The organism is Kribbella sindirgiensis, from assembly GCF_004331435.1.
Lineage (GTDB): Bacteria > Actinomycetota > Actinomycetes > Propionibacteriales > Kribbellaceae > Kribbella > Kribbella sindirgiensis.
Genome location: NZ_SJKA01000004.1, coordinates 442,830 through 462,710, shown reverse-complemented (window position 1 = coordinate 462,710; position 19,881 = coordinate 442,830). Strand labels below are relative to the sequence as shown.

Sequence of the window (19,881 nt, the reverse complement as noted above, 5' to 3'; positions counted from 1 at the left end):
TGTGGGGTGATGGGGGCGGATGGTGGGGGATGTGAACGGGAAGAGGTGGGCTGATCTGAGCCCTGCGCAGCAGCGGCTGATCATGGTTGGGGCCGTTGTCGAGAGCGTGTTGAAGGCTGTCGCGCTGGCTGATCTCGCGCGCCGTCCTGCCAGTCAGGTGCGGGGGCCCAAGCCGCTCTGGGCTTTGGTTCTCACCCTCGCCAACTCGCTCGGGGCCGCGCCGGTCATCTACTGGTTGTACGGCCGCCGGAAGATCGCCTAGCGATCGTTTGGCGGTTGAGCCGTGCGGTCGGGTCAGGTTTGGCCGTTGCGGAGGGCTTCCAGGTCTGTGCGGCAGCGGGTTTCTACCTGGGCGAGGTCTTGGAGGGTTTCTTCGATGTCGCGGCGGCGTTGTTCCAGTTCGGTGCGGCGGTGGGTGATCTGGTCGAGGAGGTAGACGAGTTGGCCTTCCTCGCCGGGTTCGGCGTCGTACATGTCGACGATCTTGGCGATCTCGTCGAGGGAGAAGCCGAGGCGTTTGCCGCGCAGGACGAGGGCCAGGCGGACGCGGTCGCGGGGGTGGTAGACGCGGGTGGTGCCGCGGCGTTCGGGCGTGAGCAGGCCGCGGTCCTCGTAGAACCGGATCGTCCGGAGTGTCACGTCGTACTCGGCGGCCAGTTCGGCGATCGACCAGGTCTCTGCGGGCACCTGGCTATTGTGCATGCTGCCCAGCGTGCTTTACGTTTACGTAAGCGTCAAGCATGAAGGGGTGCCGCATGTTCGAGTTGTCCGCGGAGCATCAGGAGTTCCGTCGTAGCGTTCGTGACTTCGCGGAGGCCGAGATCGCGCCGTACGCGGCCGAGTGGGACCGCAAGCACTACTTCCCGGTGGAGGTCGTGCAGAAGATGGGGCGGCTCGGGCTGTTCGGGCTGACCGCGCCGGAGGAGTACGGCGGTGCGGGCGGCGACTTCACCAGCTTGTGCGTGGCGATCGAGGAGATCTCCCGGGTCGACCAGTCGATGGGAATCACGCTCGAGGCGGCGGTCGGGCTCGGGATCAACCCGATCCTGACGTTCGGCACCGACGAGCAGAAGGCCGCCTGGCTGCCGGACCTGGTCGCGGGTACCAAACTGGCCGGGTTCGGGCTGACCGAGCCGGAGTCCGGGTCGGACGCCGGCGCCACCAAGACCCGCGCGGTCGTCGACAACGGCGAGTGGGTGATCGACGGCTCCAAGCAGTTCATCACCAACTCGGGCTCTTCGATCACCTCGGTCGTCACGGTGACCGCCCGTACCGGTGAGCGGGCCGACGGCAAGCCGGAGATCTCCACGATCATCGTCCCGAGCGGTACGCCGGGATTCACCGCGGAAGCGGCGTACGACAAGCTCGGCTGGCATGCCAGCGACACGCACCCGCTGTCGTTCGTGAACTGCCGCGTCCCCGAGGCCAATCTGCTCGGTGAGCGCGGCAAGGGGTTCGCGCAGTTCCTCGCGACGCTCGACGACGGCCGGGTCGCGATCGCGGCCGTCGCGCTCGGGTGCATCCGCGCGTGCCTGGAGATGTCGGTCCAGTACGCCGGTGAGCGCCAGACGTTCGGCGTACCGATCGGCCGCAAGCAGGGGGTGGCGTTCCAGATCGCCGACCTGAAGGTGATGGCGGACGCGGCCTCGTTGCTCGTGTATCGCGCGGCGGCGCTGAAGGACGCCGGCGCGTCGATGGCCGACTTCAAGCAGGCGGCGTCGGTGGCCAAGCTGTACGCGACCGAGTCCGCGGTGACCGCGACCCGGATCGCCACGCAGGTCTTCGGCGGCTACGGCTTCATGGAGGAGTACCCGGTCACCCGGTTCTACCGCGACGCCAAGATCCTGGAGATCGGCGAGGGTACGTCGGAAGTCCAGCGGATGCTGATCGCCCGCAGCCTGGGCCTCCCCGTCGAATGAATCGTTACGTCCGAAGAACTCGAGGGACGTCTGCGCGGTTCTTCGGACGTAGCAGGTAGAAAGGGCGTTATGACGCGCGATCACTGGACCGAGGTGAAGGTTGCTCGCGAAGCGACGCTGGCACCGCCGGAGAAGGCTGCCGCCAAGCTCGAGAGCCAGAACAAGCTGTACGTCCGGGACCGGATCGCGCTGCTCGTCGACGAGGGGAGCTTCGTCGAGGAGGCGCAGCTGGCGAACGCGCTGAACCCGGGTCTGCCCGCGGACGGCGTCGTCACCGGCCGGGCGCTCGTCGACGGCCGCCCGGCGCTGCTCGTCGCGAACGACCCGACCGTGAAAGCCGGTTCGTGGGGTGCGCGGACGGTCGAGAAGATCGTCCGGGTGACCGAGGTCGCGCTCCGCGACGAGCTGCCGATCTTCTGGCTGATCGACTCCGCGGGCGCCCGGATCACCGACCAGGTGGAGCTGTTCCCGGGCCGCCGCGGTGCGGGCCGGATCTTCCACAATCAGGTCGCGCTGTCCGGCAAGGTCCCGCAGATCTGCTGCCTGTTCGGCCCGTCCGCGGCGGGAGGGGCTTATATCCCGGCGTTCTGCGACGTCGTGATCATGGTCGACGGCAACGCCTCGATGTACCTGGGCTCGCCCCGGATGGCCGAGATGGTCGTCGGCGAGAAGGTCACGCTGGAGGAGATGGGCGGCGCCCGGATGCACACCAGCGTCTCCGGCTGCGGCGACCTGCTGGCTTCGGACGACACGGAAGCGATCGAGCTGGCGAAGCAGTACTTCTCCTACCTGCCCGGTTCGTGGCGTTCGCGACCGCCGTCGTACGACGCCTCGGACGCCGGCCGCGACTTCACCCGGGACCTGGTGCCGGCCGAGGAGAGCGTCGGGTTCGACATCCACGACGTGATCGACGCGCTCGTCGACGCGGACACGTTCTTCGAGATCAAGCCGGCGTACGCGCCGGAGCTCGTGGTCGGGTTCGGGCTGCTCGCGGGCCAGGTGGTCGGGATCGTCGCGAACCAGCCGGCGGTGAAGGGCGGCGTACTGTTCGTCGACTCGGCGGACAAGGCGGCCCGGTTCATCTGGCTGTGCGACGCGTTCAACGTGCCGCTGGTGTACCTGTGCGACGTACCGGGGTTCATGATCGGCAGCGAGGTCGAGCGGGCCGGGATCATCCGGCACGGCGCGAAGATGATCACCGCGGTGTCGGAGGCGACCGTGCCGACGGTGTCGGTGATCGTCCGGAAGGCGTACGGCGCGGGGCTGTACGCGATGTGCGGGCCGGGGTTCTCGCCGGACGCGTGTGTCGCGTTGCCGACCGCGAAGATCGCCGTGATGGGTCCGGAGGCGGCGATCAACGCCGTGTACTACAACAAGATCCAGGAGATCGCCGACGAGGGCGAGCGGGTCGAGTACGTGTCCAAGCTGCGCGAGGAGTACGAGACCGATATCGACATCCTCCGGCTGGCCGCCGACCTGGTGATCGACGCGATCATCGAGCCGGAGAACCTCCGCACCGACCTGATCGCCCGCCTCGCCGCAGCCCAGTCGAAGGACCGCACCTTCTCCCACCGCCGGCACGGCGTACCACCGGTCTAACCCAGCCGCAGCCGTAGATAGTCCGCGAGGCCCGCCTGCCACCGGCGGGCCTTCGCGCGTAGCTCCTGGTCCGGCTGCTGCTCGAACTCCTCGAAGTCGCCGCCCGCATACCAACCGATGGCCCCGCACAACCGCCAGACGTCCACTGTGTCCACCCGCGGTCCGTAGGTCTCGTAGAACGGGTCGGGAAGCTGTGGCGTGCGGTCGATCAGGTAGATGTGCTCTTCGAGCGCCGCGATCTCGCTCGCCGGGTCACCGACGTGCGCGTCATCCCAGTCGATCAGCAGCGTCTCGACCGGGCCGATGATGATGTTGGCCGGGTACATGTCGCGGTGCAGAAGCGCGGTCGGGCCGCTGAGGCTGTCGGCGTGTGCGTCGATCAGCGCGTGCGCCCGCGGAAGCTGGGCGGCGACCTCGGGCAGGTGCGTCCGCAGGTAGTCCTCGGCGGCGCTCACCCGCTCGTGCAACATCGCGACCGGGTCAGCAGACGTCAGCGTCAGGCCGTCTGGACCGAACGCACCTCGCAGCCGGTTCGGAAAGCGTACGGCGTGCAGCCGCTGCAACGCCGTGCCGAGCGAGCGCCAAGCGTCGCCCGTCATCCGCCCCTCCGCCACCAGGGTGGAGAGCATCTCGCCAGGCGCGTACTCGTACAGCGTCGCCTCGTCGTTGCCGCCGAGCAGACGCGGTGCGGGTACGTCGTGATCGGCCAGGAACCGTGCCTGTTCCACCGCCAGCGGGCGTGGAGATCCGGCTCGATGCCGGAGCACGACGCGGGCGCCGTCGGCGAGCGTGGCCAGCAGGATCACGTGGTCGAAACCGTGGCCGCTCAGTTCCTGGTACGACGTGACCTCGGGCAGACCGGCTTCGGCGACCAACTCGTGCAGGAGGAACTCCGTGGAAGGCATCCGCAGCATCGTCTCGTCCCAACTGATGGTTGGTCGAGCGATTTCCTGGGGGTGGTCTGGATAGGCTGCGGGCGTGAATGCAAACGATTTCTCGCACAAGGTCCGGGCGCGGGAGAAGCTGGTCGGGTACTGGGTCACGCTGGACGTGCCGCCGGCGGCCGAGCGGATCGCGCGGCTGGGGTACGACTACGTGGTGCTCGACGCGCAGCACGGGCTGATCGGGTACCAGGGGCTGATGACCGGGCTGCTCGCGATCGATGCGGGCGCGTCGATCGGGCCGCGGGCGACGGTCGGGCTGGTGCGGGTCGAGGCGAACGACCCGACGCCGATCGGGCGGGCGCTGGACGCCGGGGCGACCGGCGTGATCGTGCCGCTGATCGACAGCGCGGACGATGTCGCGCGGGCGGTCCGGGCGGCGAAGTACCCGCCGGTGGGGGCGCGCTCGTTCGGGCCGATGCGGGCCGCGCTGCGGATCGGCCCGGTGCCCGCGGACAGCAACGACGCGACCGTCGTACTGGCGATGATCGAGACGCCGCTCGGCCTGGAGAACGTCGACGAGATCTGCGCGACGCCCGGTCTCGACGGCGTGTACGTCGGCCCGTCGGATCTCAGCCTCGCGCTCGGGGCGCGGTTCCCCGGTGACCCGGAGGTCGAGGGCCCGTTCGAGGCGGCGGTCGAGCTGATCGCGCGCACCGCACGGGAGGCCGGGATCGCCGCGGGCATCCACACGTTCGACGGCGAGTCGGCGAAGAAGCGCCTGGACCAGGGCTACACCTTCGCCACCGTGGCCTCCGACCTCAGCCACCTCGAGGCGATCGCGGCGGCCCACCTGGACACGGCTCGCTCCTAGGGCGGACGCCCACCACTCACCAACCGCGTGGGCTCCGGGCGGCTCACGCTCAGCGGGCCGCCGCGATCGGGCCTCGGCGTGGGTTGGTGAGTGGTGGAGATCCGGAACACCTCGGCGGGTTCTCGGGTTACGTTCTTCAGAGGACACCGAGGAGGCCGGGGATGAAGGCACCCGAGCGCGGCGCGTTGCCGTTGGGGTTGGCGGGGACTCTGGCGCGGACCTACGGGCGGCTGACCGAGACGGTGCAGGGGCTCAGTGACTCCGACTTCCGGCTCGAGACCCGGTGCGCCGGCATGCCCGTCGGTCCGCTGCTGGTGCATCTGCTGTACGACGCTGAGCGCGCCCTGATCGCGTTCGCCAGCCCGGCCGCGGTGGAGCCGGACCGGGATTTCGTCACGTACTGGCACGACTTCCCGCCGCAGCCCGACGGCGACACGAGTTTCGTGCGGAGCGTGGCGGCGGCGTACCGCAAACCGGGTCTGCTCGTGCAGCACTGGCGTGAGGTGTCCGAGGCGGCGGTCCGGGCGGCTGCGACCGGGCTGGCGACCAAGGGACACCGGGTCGAGACACAGGGTCATGTCCTGCGGGCGACCGACTTCGTCGCCACCTTGGTGCTCGAGGCAACGGTCCATCACCTCGATCTGATCGTCGGCCTGCCGGGGGCCCCGGAGCCCGATCCCGAAGGTCTGCAGGTCACCGCACGCACGCTGGACGGCTTGTTCGGTCCGGACGCGTGGGACGTGATCGCCTGGGACACCACGACGTACATCCTGAAGGCCACCGGCCGCCTGCCCCTCGACGAGCACGACCTGGCCATGCTCGGCCCGCACGCCCACCGCCTACCACTGCTCGGCTAGAAGCGACGCCGGTTACCGCCCGTCCCCATTTGCCTGGCTGACCCACGAATTTGCCTGGTCTGCCAGCGAAATGGGGGGTTCCACACCGTGAACCAGGGTGTGGAACCCCTGATCTGATGGGTCAACCAGGCAAATGCGGGAGAGGACGGCTTCGAGCCGGGCGGGCGGGGGGAGGGGGAGGGGGGAGGGCGCTGTCAGAGGACGCCGGCGAAGGGGTCGTCGAGGTTGGTCCAGTCGGGTGTGGCCAGCTCGGATTCGGTGAGGAGGCAGGCGTCCAGGACCGCTTGGAGGCGGGCCGGGTCGAGGCCCATGCCGGTCGCGACGACGGTGCACTCGGCCAGGTGCTCGGTCTCCGACCATTCGCCCAGCGTCCCGAGCGACGCGCTGTATCCGGCGGACTCCCACCGCAGGCGCTGAGTCGGGCGGTTCGCCAGCCAGACCACGCCGCGACTGCGAACCACTCCGTCCACGATGTCTTCGAGCGCGTCGTTCAGCCGCGCGGGATGCAGCGGTCGCGTCGACCTCCACAGCACGGTGGTGACGCCGTCGCCGCTGGGCTGCACCCGGTCCGACGCCGCAAGCTCGCCGGCCCACGCCTCGGCCGCGTTGAAGTCGAACCGCCCGGTTCGCGCGACCGGCCCGTTCGGTACGCCGGCAACGTCCGCTGTGACCACCGACGTCCGCGGGTTCAGGTGCACCAGCAGGTTCTCGAGCCGCTCGACCGCCGTACTGCGATGCGCGTTGGCCAGCACGCACACGTCGGCGTACTCGATCTGCCGGGCGGTCAGCTCCGCGACGTTGCGCCGATCCGGCAGCCCGAGGGCCAGGCCGCGTTCGGCGAGCAGTTCGTCGCCGGACAGTTGCTCGACCAGCAGTACGGCGTCGACGACGCAGGTGACCGTGTCGACGACGATCTCCGGCAGCATGGTCGTCAAGGTGGTGACGAGCGGCCGCGCCTCCATCGCGGGCGGCGCCGCGAGCACGATGTGATCCCAGTGCGCTCGTGCGACCAGTGTCTCCAGCAACGGCAGCAGCGACTCGATGAGCTGGCAGGCGCCGCAGTCGTCCCCGACCGTGAACTCGCCCGCGTCGATCGGCCCCGACGCGTCCCGCACGCGCCAGGACAGCACGCCCCGGCCGGGCAGGTCGTCCTGGTCGATGACCACGGCCACGGTGGTGGCGTCGGTCATCGCTTCCAGTACAGGCTCCCGCAACGTCGTGGAAAGCCCCACCAACAAGGACAACGGAGTTTTCGCTTGGGCGGTCATGGGAACAGTATATGAAAACGATTTTCATCAGTCCAGGGCTGGTGTCAACTGTTGATCGTCCCAGGGGTGGCTCGAACGGCCTGCTGTACCTAGGGTTCGGCGCATGCGGTGACAACGAGTACGGCGACACCGGACAAGCGCCGGCCGGCTCGGGGCAAGGCCGGTCGGTGCCGCCGTTAATCGCGGGTCGGCGGTCCCTGCCGTCTGGTAGGTAAGGGACATGACCATCGAGATCGCGCAGTTCGCTGGTGAGTGGGACGAGCTCCTGGAGCTCCTGGACGTGGCGTTCTCGGCGCCGTGGACGGACGAGCAGTACGAGTCCGAGCGGCGGATCTGGGAGCGTGAGCGCAGCATCGTCGCCCGTGAGGACGGACAGCTCGTCGGCCATACCGGCACGTTCTCGCACCTGATGACGGTGCCCGGTGGGCAACTGCCGGTCGCGGGCGTGACGATGGTCGGTGTCCGGCCGACGCACCGGCGGCGCGGCATCCTGCGCGACCTGATGCGCAGGCAGTTGACCGACATCCACGAGGCGGGCCGCGAACCGCTGGCGGCACTGACCGCAAGCGAGCCGGTGATCTATCCGCGGTTCGGCTACGGACTCGCGTCCGACCACCAGGAGATCGTCGTACCCAAGGCGTCCCGCGCGCTGCGCCCGGTGGCCGGGATCGACGACGTCCGGATCCGGTACGTCGACGTACAGGAGAGCCTCGCCCGCTGCGCCGAGCTGCGGAACAGGCTGGCGCTGGAGCGGCCCGGTGTGTGCCGGCACGACGACCGGTGGCAGGAGTACGCGGTCAGCGCCACCGTCACCAGCAACATCGCGAACGCGTCCAAGCTGCGGTGCGTCGTCGCCGAGCGGGACGGTGAACTGACCGGGTTCGCGCACTACCGGACCAAGCGCGCCGAGAAGGGGTACGTCGACGTACAGCGGGTGCATGCGGTGGACATCGCGTCGCATGCGGCCCTGTGGCGGTACCTGCTCGAACCGGACCTGCTCAGCCAGACCCGGTGCGAGATGGTGCCGTCGGACGACCCGCTGCTGGACCTGCTGCTCGACCCGCGGGCGCCGGCGCCGATCACGCGGGACGGTCTGTGGATCCGGCCGGTCGACGTACGTCGTGCGCTCGCCGAGCGGACGTACGCGCGTGACCTCGACGTCGTGCTGGAAGTGGTCGACGACTTCCTCCCGTGGAACGCGGGCCGCTGGCACCTCGCGGGCGGGCCGGACGGCGCGTCCTGCGCAGCGGTGTCGCGAGACGCCGACCTCACGCTCGACGTCCGGGACCTGGGCGCCGTCTACCTGGGCCGCCCGTCGCTCGCGAGACTCGGCCGGGCCGGTCTGGTCACCGAGCACACCCCCGGAGCTCTCGCCGCAACCGCGGAAGCGTTTTCCACAACCCGGCTACCGTTCCTCGACACCGGCTTCTGACGAGGTAGCCTGCCGAGATGCAGACGCAGCGTCGGGGTGCGCTCCCGGTGGTCGCCGTGCTGCTCTTGGGGGTCGTGGTGGCTGGCTTCGTCGTGCTCGCCTCCGCGAGCGGGCCGGTGCGCCCGATCAGTGACAGCACGCTGAGCGCCAGCCCGCGACCGCTGCCGGTTCCCACGCAGACTGCATCAGCGCCTGAGCCGTCCGGCACCCCCTCGCCACGCTTGTTGCCGCAGGGCGAGACGCCGGGGTGGGTGCTGGCGCTGTGGCAGGCCGTGGTCTACCTGATCATCGCCGCCGTGGTGGGCTTCATCCTGCTGCTCATCATCCGGATCGTACGCCGGGTCCGGCTTCCGCAGGTGGAGGCCGACGAGCCGGACTGGGAGCGGATGAAGGCGGAGCGACTGGCCGAGGCGGTCGACACAGGTCTGGCGCGTATCGACACCGGTACGGCGACCGACGCGGTCGTCGCGTGCTGGGTCGCGTTGGAGGAGGCGGCCGCTTCCGCCGGCGTACCGCGGGATCCGTCCGAGACACCGGCCGAGTTCACCGTGCGGGTGCTCGGGATCGGTGGGATCTCCGAGCCGCAGCTGATCCGGCTCGGTGCGTTGTACCGCGAAGCGCGGTACTCGACGCACGGTTCCAGCGAGCAGGCCCGCACGGAGGCTCGCGCGGCCCTGCTCCGTCTCCGTGACGAGCTCGCGGCAGCCCGTCCCGTCGAAGCGGAGGTCCCCGGATGACGTCGTACCGCTGGACGGCTTTGGAGGAGAAGGGGCCGCCGCCGGAGGTGAAGCGTCGGCGGCTGCCGAACAAGCTGCTGATGCAGCACCTGGGGCTGGCCGTGCTGGTGAGTCTGTTGCTGGTGGCTGTGTTCAGTGCTGCCGGTATGGCGCCGCGTCCGTTGTGGTTCGTGGCGGCCGCGCTCGCGGTCGGCGTGGTGTCGCTGGCGATCCGGCTGGTGATGCCGCAGACCCTGGAGACGAGCTGGCCGGGGCGGCACGACGACAAGCTGGCCGCGCTGCGAGCCCGGACCAACGACAACCGCACGCAGTTCATCGCCACCTGGTTGCAGGAGTCGAGCCGCGAACGGCGTGCCGGCGAGGGATCGCAGACCTTCGCCCGCCGGGTCCGCCCCCTGCTGTTCGAGCTGGCCACCGACCGTCTGGTGCACCGGCACGGCGTCGACCCCGAGCTGGAGCCGGACCGCGCCCGCGCGATCACCGGCGACCGGCTCTGGCACCTGATCGCCGGCGACGACAAGCGCACCGCGTCCCTCGACGAGATCGAGTACGCGATCCACACCATCGAGAACCTGTGAGGGAGACCTGTGACCGACGCAGTGACCGACCCTGTGGCCGACGCAGTGACTGAGGGCGAACTGAAGCTCGGTGAGGTGACCGAGCTGAGCCGGCAGGTGCTGGAGCGGGTCAGCCAGGCCGTGGTCGGGAAGGCCGAGGCACTGGAACTGGTGCTCGCGGGCATCCTGGCCGGTGGGCACGTACTGCTCGAGGACTACCCAGGGCTGGCGAAAACGCTGGCCGCGCGGTCGTTCGCGCAGGCGCTCGGGCTGGAGTTCCGGCGGGTGCAGTTCACGCCGGACCTGCTGCCCTCGGACGTGACCGGCGCGTTCGTGTACGACCAGAAGGACTCCGAGTTCGTGTTCCGGCCGGGCCCGATCTTCACCGGCCTGCTGCTGGCCGACGAGATCAACCGGACGCCGCCGAAGACGCAGGCCGCGCTGCTGGAGTCCATGCAGGAGCACCAGGTGACGGTCGAGGGGCAGACGTTCCCGCTGCCCGCGCCGTTCCACGTGCTCGCGACCGCGAACCCGGTGGAGTACGAGGGCACCTACCCGCTCCCGGAGGCGCAGCTCGACCGGTTCATGCTGCGGATCGGTTTCGGGTACCCGAGCCCGGCGGAGGAGTGGGAGGTACTACGGCGCCGGATGAGCCGCCGTACTGAGGACCAGTCGGTCGAGGCGGCGACGGATGCCGCCGGGCTGCGTGCGGCGCAGCGTGCGGTCGAGACAGTGACCGTGGACGACACCGTCGGTCAGTACTGCGTCGATCTCGCCACGGCGACCCGTCGGGACTCTCAGGTCCTCGTCGGGGCGTCGCCACGTGGGTCGCTGGCGCTGCTGCTCACTGCGCGCGCGTACGCCGTCATCAACGGACGGGACTACGTCGTACCGGAAGACGTGAAGGCGGTCGCAGTGGCTGCGCTGGCGCACCGGATCACCGTGCGGCCGGAGCTGTGGCTGCATGAGGTCAGTGGCGCGACGGTAGTGCGGACTGTGCTCGCCTCGGTTGCAGCGCCACCCACCGTGGTCAGCGCCCGACCATGAGTTGGCAGCCGACACACGCGCAGGTCCGGGCGATCTGCGTCGCTGCGGTGCTGCTTGGCGCCGCCGTGCTGCTGCGGCGGCCGGATGCGGCCGTGTTCGGTCTGCCGCTGGCGTTTCTCGCCGCCTGGGGGCGGTTCTTCCGGCCACGCGAGCGCCCGGAGGTGCACACCGAGCTGGACGCGGACGTGCTGTTCGAAGGGCAGGGTACGACGTACCGGATGCGGGTGCCGGAGTCCGTCGACCCGGACATCGATCTGATCGTGGCGGCGTTGCCGCGGACGCTCTGGTTCCAGTACGACCCGCCGCAGGCTGCGATCGCCGAGCCGGTCTCGCACGGTGAGGTGCGCCTGGAGGTCGGCGTACGGTCGAAGCGGTGGGGACTGCGGTCGTTGGAGCGGCCAACGGTCGCGGCGACGTCGACGGTCGGGGCGTACCGGATCCAGGTGACGTCGGCGGAGTCGCAAGCGGTCACGACGCTGCCGTTGCGTGAGGGGTTCGAGGCGGTGGACGCCGTACCGCGGCCGGCCGGACTGGTCGGGTTGCACAGGTCGCGGCGGCCGGGCGAAGGGACGGAACTGGCCGGGGTACGGCCGTTCCGCACCGGGGACCGGTTGCGGCGGATCAACTGGGCGGTGTCGGCGCGGACGCAGGAACTGCACGTCACGTCGACGTGGTCGGACCGGGACACCGAGGTCGTGATCATGGTCGACACCGGCGGCGAGATCGGGATCAGCGAGGGGATCGACGGGCGGTCCTCGAGTCTCGACACCGCCGTCCGTGCTGCCGCCGCGATCGCCGAGCACTACCTGCGCAACGGCGACCGCGTGCGGCTGATCGACACCGGGAGCCTGTTCCGCGGTGTGCGGTCCGGGAGCGGGCGGGCGCATCTGCGGCGGATCCTGGACACGCTGGTGCACGCGGACCGGCGCGGCCGGCAGCAGGACGAGGAGCAGTTGGCGCGACGGAACCGGGTCCGCTCGGACAGCCTGGTGCTCGTCCTCAGCCCGTTGCTGCGGCCGACGATCCTCGGCTACATCGTGACGCTCGTCCACTCCGGCTGCACCGTGATCGCGGTCGACACGCTGCCGCCGGATGTTGTGTCGATCATGGACCTCGATGCGCACGACGCGCGTTCGTGGCCGCTCGCCTGGCGCCTGCGCCTCCTCGAACGCCGCCGCGACCTCGACCGCCTCAGCGACCTCGGCGTACCAACCGTCCCCTGGCAAGGCGCCGGCACCCTCGACGAGGTCCTCCGAGACGCCGCCAGACTCTCCGCCGCCCCAAGGATCCGCTCATGACCGTACTGATACCTCGCCTCGGGTGGTGCTCATGACAGCCGACGAGAAGATCACGCTGTGGTTGGCGCAGGTGCGGGCGTCTGGGCAGGCTGTGGTGGTTGCTCGGCTGGTGATTGCGCTGGCGGGTGTGGTTGCGCTGGTCGTGCCTTCGGTGCAGTCGTGGGATCAGGCGGATCTGGTCCCGATCGTCGGCGCCGCGCTGCTGCTGTGCACCGTTGTCCTACCGGATTCCCTTGCTGCCCTGCTCTTCGTGCTCGTGGTGACGCTCGGGTGGCTCATGCGTGCACCCGGCGCTCCGAGCTGGAGCCTCGCCATCACAGCGATTGCGCTCGTCGTACTCCACCTGGCCGCCGCGTTCGCCGGCCAGCTGCCGTCGTACGCGCGGGTGCACCGCGCAGCCCTGCGACGCTGGTGGTTGCCGGGAGCAATCGCCGTACTGCTGGCACCAGCCGTCGCCGGAGCGGCAGCCCTGGTCCGCGATGCCGACGTCGCCGGCTCGCTCCTGGTGACCGTCGCCGCCACCGCACTGGCCGCCGCGACCATCTGGTTCGCCGCCGGCCAGAAACTCGGCCGCGACTAGTGCTCGCCGAACGTTCCCTGGATCTCCTCGGCCCACGGCATCGGGATCGCGTCCGGGCCGAGGACCTGCATGGCGGACATGACGGTCAGCAACATCCCCGCGGAGAGGAACTCCCGGGCCTGCTGGGGTGACGCGCCGGTCAACTCGCGGACCAGGTTGTAGATGCGACCGAAGCGCTCCCGGACACAGTCGCCGATCACAGGGTCGCCGCTGGCGGAGAAGCCCTGCAGCAGCACGAGCAGGATCTCGGGCTCGTCGAACAGCCGCTCGTAGTTGCGGCCCAGCGTGCTCAGCTCCGGCGTCTCGTCCGCGGCGTCGCGGAAGGTCTGCTCGATCCGGTCGCAAGCACTCCGCACGGCGGCCAGGAAGAGCTCCTGTTTGGTGCCGAACAGCCGGATCACGTAGGGCTGTGAGACCCCGGCCAGCCGGGCGATCTCGTCGGTCTTGGTGCCGTCGTACCCGGACATCGCGAACGCCTGGACCGCGGCCTGCAGAACCTCGGCGCCGCGCTCCTTGGCGGTCAGCCGAACCTTGGGCGTCATCCGTGCTCCTTCCACTCCCTTGACATGTTATCAGTCGATGCATACTCTCGTCATCGAGCTTGTTATCAGTCAATTACAACTAGGGGTACGAGATGACATCGACCGCTCTCGACGAGAGGGAACTGACCGCTCCCCGGAGCCGCGGACTCGGGCTGGTGCTGGCCGCCGTGGGGATTCCGGTGTTCATGGTCACGCTGGACAACCTGGTGGTGACGAACGCGCTGCCGGTGATCAAGTCCGAGCTGGGCGCGTCCCTGTCGGACCTGCAGTGGTTCGTGAACGCCTACACGCTCGCCTTCGCCGCCTTGCTGCTGACCGCGGCCGCGATCGGCGACCGGCTCGGCCGGCGGCGGGTGTTCCTGGGCGGGATCGCGCTGTTCACCCTGGCCTCGGCGGCCTGCGCGCTGGCGACCGAGCCGTGGATGCTGATCGGGTCCCGCGCGATCCAGGGCATCGGCGCGGCGGCCGTGATGCCGCTGTCGCTGACGTTGCTCGCGGGCGCCGTCCCGGAGAAGATGCGGAGCGCCGCGATCGGGATCTGGGGCGGTATCTCCGGCCTCGGGATCGCGGTCGGTCCGGTGGTCGGCGGTGCCGTCGTCGACGGTCTCAACTGGCAGTGGATCTTCTGGCTGAACGTTCCGGTCGGAGTCGTCGCCATCGTGCTCGCCGCCCGGGTCCTGACCGAGTCGCGCGGTACGGCGAAGCAGCTCGACCTGCTCGGGCTCGTGCTGGCGACGTCCGGCGTACTGTCCGTCGTCTGGGGTGTCGTACACGGAGCCGATGACGGCTGGACGTCCGCCGGTGTGCTGGGTTCGCTGATCGCGGGTGGGGTGCTGCTGGCCGCTTTCCTCGGGTGGGAGCGCCGGACGGTTGCGCCGATGCTGCCGCTGCGGTTGTTCTCGGTTCGCTCGTTCAGTGTTGTGAACGTGGTTGCGTTCACCTTCGCGGTCGGTGTCTTCGGGGCGGTGTTCCTGCTGGCCCAGTTCTTCCAGGTCGTGCAGGGGTACACGCCGTTCCAGTCCGGTGTCCGCACACTGCCGTGGACCGCGGCCCCGCTCGTCGTCGCGCCGATCGCCGGCCTGATCGTCGACCGCGTCGGTCCCCGGATCCTGATCGTCCTCGGCCAGACGCTGCTCGCCACCGCGCTGGCCTGGATCGCCCTGGCCGCCACGGCAACCACGCAGTACGGCGAACTCGTCGTACCGTTCATCCTCGCCGGCATCGGGATGGGCCTGACCTTCGCCCCGTCCGCGAGCGTCGTGATGGAAAGCGCCTCGGATGCGGATCGCGGCGTAGCCTCCGGCACAAACAACACGATCCGCGAGGTCGGAGTAGCCATGGGCGTAGCCGTACTGGCCTCAGTCTTCGCCTCAGCCGGCTCCTACGAGTCCCCAACCCAATACGCCGCCGGCCTGGTCCCCGCCGTCTGGACCGGAGCCACCATCGTCGCAGCCGGCGCCCTGGCAGCCCTCCTCCTACCAGGCCGCGCTCGGTCAGCCGGGTCGTCGAGCAACTAATCACACCGGGAACACTCCGCAGACTCTGGCGACAGGCTATTACCTGTTCCCAGGTCCCGCCGGGTGTTCCCAACAGCTCGCTCGCCACCCTCCTGAGCAGCAGTGGTGGTGTTGGGGGCGGGGGGTTCTAGAGTGTGGGGGGTGTTGGATGCTGAGGATGTGCGGCGGGTTGCGCTCGGGTTGCCGGGGGTTGTGGAGAAGCAGCGGTGGGGGCATCCGACGTTTGATGTGGGTGGGCGGATGTTCTTGACCGTGCCGGATGATCAGACGTCGTTCGCGGTCCGGTGTCCTCGGTTGGAGCGTGAGGAGTTGATCGCGGCGGAGCCGGAGAAGTTCTGGGTGCCGAAACACGAGGCGGGCTCGAACTGGGTTCGAGCCCGCCTCGGGGCGCTGGAGGACGCCGACGAGCTGTACGACATCCTCGTCGACTCCTGGCGGCAGGTGGCGCCGCCGGAGTTGTCAGCTGACGTTGGCCGGTGACGCCGAGAAGGTGTTGCAACTGGCCGGGTTGGCCGTGTTGAACGACTTCCCCATGAAGCGTGCCTGACTGGCCACGCTGCCGTGGTCGCCTTCTTCGGGCTTGTCGCCCGCGGTGACGACGTACTTCTTCCACACGTACAGCAGGTTGCCGTTGATCGGGTAGCTGCGCTTGTTCGCGGCCAGGAAGACACCGGCGAAGCAGTTCGCCTGCAGCTCCATCCGGCGCGTCATCCGGGTCCGGCCCTCGTAGTCCGGCTGCTCGTAGCGCAGGTTGCTGGACGACTGCAGGATTCCGGTCAGGAACTGCACGGCGTGGCCGTACTCGTGCGCGATCGAGCGGCTGTACCACATCCGCGCGTACGCCTGGCCGATCGGATCACCCGGGTACTGGGTGTACGCCTTCACGAAGACGTCCACCTTCATGTACATCATGTGGTTGCCGGAGCAGTAGAACGGTACGGCGACCGGTCCGTCGCCGCACGGCGTGGACATCGAGGTCCCGGACCAGTACGTCATCCGCGGCGCAGTGAACTTGTAGCCGGCCTTCGCCACCAGCGGCGCCCAGGACTTGTCCAGGCAGGGCTTGATCGCGGCCCAGTACGCGGCCGCGCCGCGGGCGTTCGTCGGCCGTGCCTTCGGCTCCTTGCAGTTGACCGTCTTCATCTGGCCGACCTTGTAGAGCGCGTTCTTGCCGACCACGACGGCGTCGTCCGGCTTGTTCGGAGTACTCGACGTCTCCGTGGTGGTGGGCTCCGTGGTCGTCGGCTCCTCGGACGGCGACTCGGAGGGCTCCTCGGTCGGCTCCGGCGACTCGGTGGGCTCCTCGGTCGTCGGGGAGCCCGTCGGCGACGGCGTGTACCGGCTCGGCGTCACCGGCGGGGTGGTCACGTCGGTGGTGGCCTTGCGGACCAGGCCGATGATCGTGCCGCCGACGACGGCGATCCCGACGATCGTCAGGATCGCGATCAGTGGCGCCTTCGACTTCTTCCGCGGCTGCTGCGGCTGCCATCCCATCCCGGGACCGCCAGGACCGCCAGGACCACCCGGGCCGAAGCTAGGGCCCCAGCCGAAGCCAGGACCCTGCGGCGGAGGCCCGTACTGCGAAGGGCCGCCGTACTGGCCCTGGGGCGGACCTCCGTACGGCGCCTGCGGCGGCGGACCGCCGTACTGGCCAGGGGGAGGACCGTACTGACCCGGTGGCGGGCCCTGCGGTGGGCCCTGCTGGTACGGCGGGTTCTGGCCGGGCGGCCCGTAGGGTGGCTGGCTCAACGCCGTTCCTCTCGTCCCTCGTGCTGGCATTCAGCGACCGCCACAGTATCGGCAACAAACAGGTCAGTCCCCGCTGCCCTCGACAGGTAGGGTCGATCAGGTGACTGCAGCCACCACACCGAACAGCCCGATCGACCAGCTCGCCGAGCGGCACCTGGAGCAGGAGATCGTGCTCGACCCGATCCTGGCGACCGAGCTGGGCGTCGCCGGCCACGACCACGAGCTGCCGGACTTCACACCGGCCGGATTCGAGGCGCGGCTCGAGCTGCTCAAGAGGTCGCTCGCCGAGGCCGCCGCGATCGAGCCGGCGAGTCCGCGGGAGGAGGTGGCCAAGGACGCGTTCGTGGAGCGGCTCGGCCTGGAGCTCGAGCGCCACGAGGCCGGCGTACCGCAGCACCAGCTGAACGCGATCGCCTCGGTGCCGGCGGGGTTGCGGCAGGTGTTCGACCTGATGTCGACCGGCACCGAGCAGGACTGGGAGATCGTCGCGATCCGGCTGAATCAGGTCGGTACGACGCTCGACGGGTACCGCGAGACGCTGCTCGAGCAGGCCGATCAGGGCCGGATCTCGGCGGTGCGCCAGGTGACCGGGCTGGCCGGGCGGATCGCCAGCTGGACCGGTGCCGAGGGCGACGACTTCTTCGCGGGCCTGGCCGCGCAGGCGCCCGAGAGTGCCGTGAAGCCGACCGTCGAGGCCGCAGCCGCGGCAGCGCGGAAGGCGTTCGACCAGTTCGGGTCGTGGCTGACGTCCGAGCTCGCGCCGCGGGCGCCGGAGCGGGACGCGTGCGGCCGGGAGGTGTACGAGCTGGCGTCGCGCAGCTTCCTCGGCGCCAAGATCGACCTCGAGGAGACGTACGCGTGGGGCTGGCAGGAGCTGGCCCGGATCGAGAACGACATGCAGGCGATCGCGGCCGGCCTGAACGGCGGCGACCGGAACATCGAGGCGACCGCCGCACTGCTGGACGACGACCCGGCGCGGACGATCCACGGCAAGGACGCGTTCCGGGACTGGATGCAGCAGCAGTCCGACGCGGCCGTCGCCGAGCTGGCCGGTACGCACTTCGACATCGCCGACGAGATCCGCCGGCTGGAGTGCATGATCGCGCCGACCTCGGACGGCTCCATCTACTACACGCCGCCGAGCGAGGACCTGACCACCCGGCCAGGCCGGATGTGGTGGGCGGTGCCGAGCGGCGTCGAGAAGTTCGCCACCTGGCGCGAGGTCACCACGGTCTATCACGAGGGCGTGCCCGGGCATCACCTCCAGTGCGCGCAGACGATGCTGCGTACCGACCTGCTGAACCGCTGGCAGCGGATCGCCTGCTGGGTCTCCGGCCACGGCGAAGGCTGGGCGCTGTACGCCGAACGCCTGATGGAGGAACTCGGCTACCTCGAGGACGCGGGCGCGCGGTTCGGCATGCTGGACGCGCAGGGGTTCCGCGCGGCGCGGGTGATCGTCGACATCGGCATGCACCTGGAGCTGGAGGTGCCGAAGGACAACCCGTTCGGCTGGCGGCCGGGGGAGCGCTGGAACGCCGACCTCGGGTTCGAGTTCCTGCGGGCGCACTGCCGGATGGAGGTCGAGTTCCTGCAGGCCGAGCTGAACCGCTACCTCGGATGGCCGGGCCAGGCGCCGGCGTACAAGGTCGGTGAACGGATCTGGCTGCAGGCGCGGGAAGAGGCCAAGCAGCGCAAGGGATCCGCGTTCGACCTGCGGACGTTCCACACCGACGCGCTGAACCTCGGGTCGATCGGGCTCGACCCGCTGCGCCGGGCGCTGGCGAACCTGTGAGCGTCCGGTTCGTCCTGGCGTCGGCGTCACCGGCGCGGCTGAAGACGCTGCGCGCCGCGGGGATCGAGCCGGAGGTGATCGTCTCCGGTGTCGACGAGGACAACGTCACCGCGGAGAGCCCCGGTGAACTCGCCCGCCTGCTCGCCACGCTCAAGGCCCGCGCGGTGGTCGCGAACCTGACCGATCACGCGACGGTCCTCGGCTGCGACTCGGTCCTGGAGTTCGACGGCGTCGCGTACGGCAAGCCCGAGACCCCTGAGGTCGCCCGCGAACGCTGGCGGATGATGCGCGGGCGCAGCGGCGTACTGCACACCGGTCATTGCCTGTTCGACACGACCTCCAAGCAGGAGATCCGGGAGCTGGCGTCGACGCAGGTCCAGTTCGCCGACCTCACCGACGAGGAGATCGACGCGTACGTCGCGACCGGCGAGCCGCTCGTGGTGGCCGGCGCGTTCACGGTGGACGGACTCGGCGGCCCGTTCGTCACGGCGATCGAGGGCGACTACCACAACGTCGTCGGGCTCTCGCTGCCGTTGCTGCGCCGGATGCTGACCGACGTCGACATCACCTGGCCCGAGCTCTGGCGCTCCCAGAAACCCTTCACGTACGACGAATCCGTCGCGGAGACGTACGACGAAACACGCGGCGGACCCGCCCGCGCCGCAGCCGCCGCGCGCGCTGCCGACTCCCTGCTCCCCAAGGGCGGACGAGTTCTCGAACTCGCGGTCGGGACCGGGATCGTCGGCGCCGAGCTGGTTGCTCTGGGCAACCTGGTGCACGGCGTCGACCTGTCCGCGGCGATGCTGCAGCGCGCGAAGGTCCGGCTGCCCGGGCATGTCGCGGCCGCCGACGCGGCGCGGTTGCCGGTGGCCGATCGCCGGTGCGACGCGGTCGTCGCCGTCTGGCTGCTGCACCTGCTCGACGACAGCGAGCCGGTGATCGCCGAGGTCGCGCGGGTCCTGCGCACCGACGGCGTCTTCGTCACCACCGCCGAGAAGTCCGACGCCGGCCGCTACGCCGACGGCCGCGGCCCCAACGACACCCGCTCCCAGGACGCCCTCGCCCACCTGGTCGCGGTTGCCGCACGCCACGGTCTGGTCCTGAACGGTGCGACCACCTTCCCCGGCCCGCCGCGCAACACCGGCGAGGCGCCGACGTACCCGCTGGTCCGCTTCCGCCGGCTGTGAACCCTTCGTAGCGGACTCTGTAACCCGGCAACGGGAAAGGGGTAC

At 69.9% G+C, this 19,881-nt stretch carries 20 protein-coding genes; 15 read left to right on the top strand and 5 right to left on the bottom strand.

Features of this window, described 5'->3' with window-relative positions; translation table 11 throughout:
• Nucleotides 1-31 precede the first annotated feature (31 nt).
• Complete coding sequence (locus tag E0H50_RS14015; RefSeq protein WP_202868130.1) at nt 32-262, top strand: hypothetical protein; 231 nt, start codon at nt 32-34, stop codon at nt 260-262.
• A 32-nt stretch (nt 263-294) separates the two neighbouring features.
• Here E0H50_RS14015 and E0H50_RS14010 read toward each other — a convergent pair whose 3' ends face one another.
• Entirely contained in the window at nt 295-687 is a 393-nt protein-coding gene (locus tag E0H50_RS14010) for a MerR family transcriptional regulator (protein WP_238150956.1), read from the bottom strand.
• Between the two features lie 68 nt (nt 688-755).
• Here E0H50_RS14010 and E0H50_RS14005 point away from each other — a divergent pair, with 68 nt between their 5' ends.
• Together E0H50_RS14005 and E0H50_RS14000 are read left to right on the top strand one after the other, a co-directional pair.
• Nucleotides 756-1,919 carry an acyl-CoA dehydrogenase family protein gene (locus tag E0H50_RS14005; RefSeq protein ID WP_131288006.1) on the top strand — a complete coding sequence of 388 codons (1,164 nt, stop codon included), beginning with the start codon at nt 756-758 and terminating at the stop codon, nt 1,917-1,919.
• Between the two features lie 69 nt (nt 1,920-1,988).
• Entirely contained in the window at nt 1,989-3,518 is a 1,530-nt protein-coding gene (locus E0H50_RS14000; RefSeq protein ID WP_131288003.1) for an acyl-CoA carboxylase subunit beta, read from the top strand.
• On the opposite strand, the gene E0H50_RS13995 is transcribed toward E0H50_RS14000, so the two are convergent.
• Complete coding sequence (locus tag E0H50_RS13995) at nt 3,515-4,423, bottom strand: phosphotransferase family protein (protein WP_165547123.1); 909 nt, start codon at nt 4,421-4,423, stop codon at nt 3,515-3,517. The two genes, E0H50_RS14000 and E0H50_RS13995, sit on opposite strands and share 4 nt — an antisense overlap.
• Before the next feature lie 73 nt (nt 4,424-4,496).
• Between E0H50_RS13995 and E0H50_RS13990 the strand changes: the two genes are divergently transcribed.
• Nucleotides 4,497-5,273: an HpcH/HpaI aldolase family protein gene (locus tag E0H50_RS13990; RefSeq protein ID WP_131287997.1), complete on the top strand. Its 777-nt coding sequence runs from the start codon at nt 4,497-4,499 to the stop codon at nt 5,271-5,273.
• A 161-nt stretch (nt 5,274-5,434) separates the two neighbouring features.
• Nucleotides 5,435-6,130 (top strand): maleylpyruvate isomerase N-terminal domain-containing protein, encoded by a 696-nt coding sequence (locus tag E0H50_RS13985; protein ID WP_131287994.1) that lies wholly within the window; start codon nt 5,435-5,437, stop codon nt 6,128-6,130.
• 194 nt (nt 6,131-6,324) lie between these two features.
• On the opposite strand, the gene E0H50_RS13980 is transcribed toward E0H50_RS13985, so the two are convergent.
• A complete protein-coding gene (locus E0H50_RS13980; RefSeq protein ID WP_131287991.1) occupies nt 6,325-7,398 on the bottom strand; it encodes a CobW family GTP-binding protein in 1,074 nt (357 codons plus the stop codon).
• Between the two features lie 220 nt (nt 7,399-7,618).
• Here E0H50_RS13980 and E0H50_RS13975 point away from each other — a divergent pair, with 220 nt between their 5' ends.
• The 6 genes from E0H50_RS13975 to E0H50_RS13950 are packed head-to-tail and all read left to right on the top strand — an operon-like array spanning nt 7,619 to nt 13,049.
• Nucleotides 7,619-8,830, top strand: coding sequence for a GNAT family N-acetyltransferase (locus E0H50_RS13975; RefSeq protein ID WP_131287989.1), 1,212 nt, complete (start codon nt 7,619-7,621; stop codon nt 8,828-8,830).
• A gap of 17 nt (nt 8,831-8,847) precedes the next feature.
• On the top strand, nt 8,848-9,567 hold the full coding sequence (locus E0H50_RS13970; protein ID WP_131287986.1) for a DUF4129 domain-containing protein: 720 nt from the start codon (nt 8,848-8,850) through the stop codon (nt 9,565-9,567).
• On the top strand, nt 9,564-10,145 hold the full coding sequence (locus E0H50_RS13965) for a hypothetical protein (protein WP_131287983.1): 582 nt from the start codon (nt 9,564-9,566) through the stop codon (nt 10,143-10,145). The genes E0H50_RS13970 and E0H50_RS13965 overlap by 4 nt, the downstream gene beginning before the upstream one ends.
• A gap of 45 nt (nt 10,146-10,190) precedes the next feature.
• Entirely contained in the window at nt 10,191-11,171 is a 981-nt protein-coding gene (locus tag E0H50_RS13960) for an AAA family ATPase (RefSeq protein WP_131288572.1), read from the top strand.
• Nucleotides 11,168-12,469, top strand: a complete 1,302-nt coding sequence (locus E0H50_RS13955; RefSeq protein WP_131287980.1) for a DUF58 domain-containing protein — start codon at nt 11,168-11,170, stop codon at nt 12,467-12,469. The genes E0H50_RS13960 and E0H50_RS13955 overlap by 4 nt, the downstream gene beginning before the upstream one ends.
• A 31-nt stretch (nt 12,470-12,500) precedes the next feature.
• On the top strand, nt 12,501-13,049 hold the full coding sequence (locus E0H50_RS13950; RefSeq protein ID WP_131287977.1) for a hypothetical protein: 549 nt from the start codon (nt 12,501-12,503) through the stop codon (nt 13,047-13,049).
• Here E0H50_RS13950 and E0H50_RS13945 read toward each other — a convergent pair.
• Entirely contained in the window at nt 13,046-13,591 is a 546-nt protein-coding gene (locus tag E0H50_RS13945; RefSeq protein WP_131287974.1) for a TetR/AcrR family transcriptional regulator, read from the bottom strand. The two genes, E0H50_RS13950 and E0H50_RS13945, sit on opposite strands and share 4 nt — an antisense overlap.
• A 92-nt stretch (nt 13,592-13,683) precedes the next feature.
• On the opposite strand from E0H50_RS13945, the gene E0H50_RS13940 reads away from it, so the two are divergent.
• Both E0H50_RS13940 and E0H50_RS13935 read left to right on the top strand, forming a co-directional pair.
• Entirely contained in the window at nt 13,684-15,108 is a 1,425-nt protein-coding gene (locus E0H50_RS13940; protein WP_131287971.1) for a DHA2 family efflux MFS transporter permease subunit, read from the top strand.
• Between the two features lie 141 nt (nt 15,109-15,249).
• Nucleotides 15,250-15,588, top strand: coding sequence for an MmcQ/YjbR family DNA-binding protein (locus E0H50_RS13935; protein ID WP_131287968.1), 339 nt, complete (start codon nt 15,250-15,252; stop codon nt 15,586-15,588).
• Here E0H50_RS13935 and E0H50_RS13930 read toward each other — a convergent pair.
• Nucleotides 15,568-16,602 (bottom strand): neutral zinc metallopeptidase, encoded by a 1,035-nt coding sequence (locus E0H50_RS13930; RefSeq protein ID WP_165547122.1) that lies wholly within the window; start codon nt 16,600-16,602, stop codon nt 15,568-15,570. The genes E0H50_RS13935 and E0H50_RS13930 overlap by 21 nt on opposite strands.
• A 355-nt stretch (nt 16,603-16,957) precedes the next feature.
• On the opposite strand from E0H50_RS13930, the gene E0H50_RS13920 reads away from it, so the two are divergent.
• Together E0H50_RS13920 and E0H50_RS44390 are read left to right on the top strand one after the other, a co-directional pair.
• Nucleotides 16,958-18,649: a DUF885 domain-containing protein gene (locus E0H50_RS13920; RefSeq protein WP_238150954.1), complete on the top strand. Its 1,692-nt coding sequence runs from the start codon at nt 16,958-16,960 to the stop codon at nt 18,647-18,649.
• Entirely contained in the window at nt 18,646-19,836 is a 1,191-nt protein-coding gene (locus E0H50_RS44390) for a Maf family nucleotide pyrophosphatase (RefSeq protein WP_131287959.1), read from the top strand. The genes E0H50_RS13920 and E0H50_RS44390 overlap by 4 nt, the downstream gene beginning before the upstream one ends.
• Nucleotides 19,837-19,881: the final 45 nt, after the last annotated feature.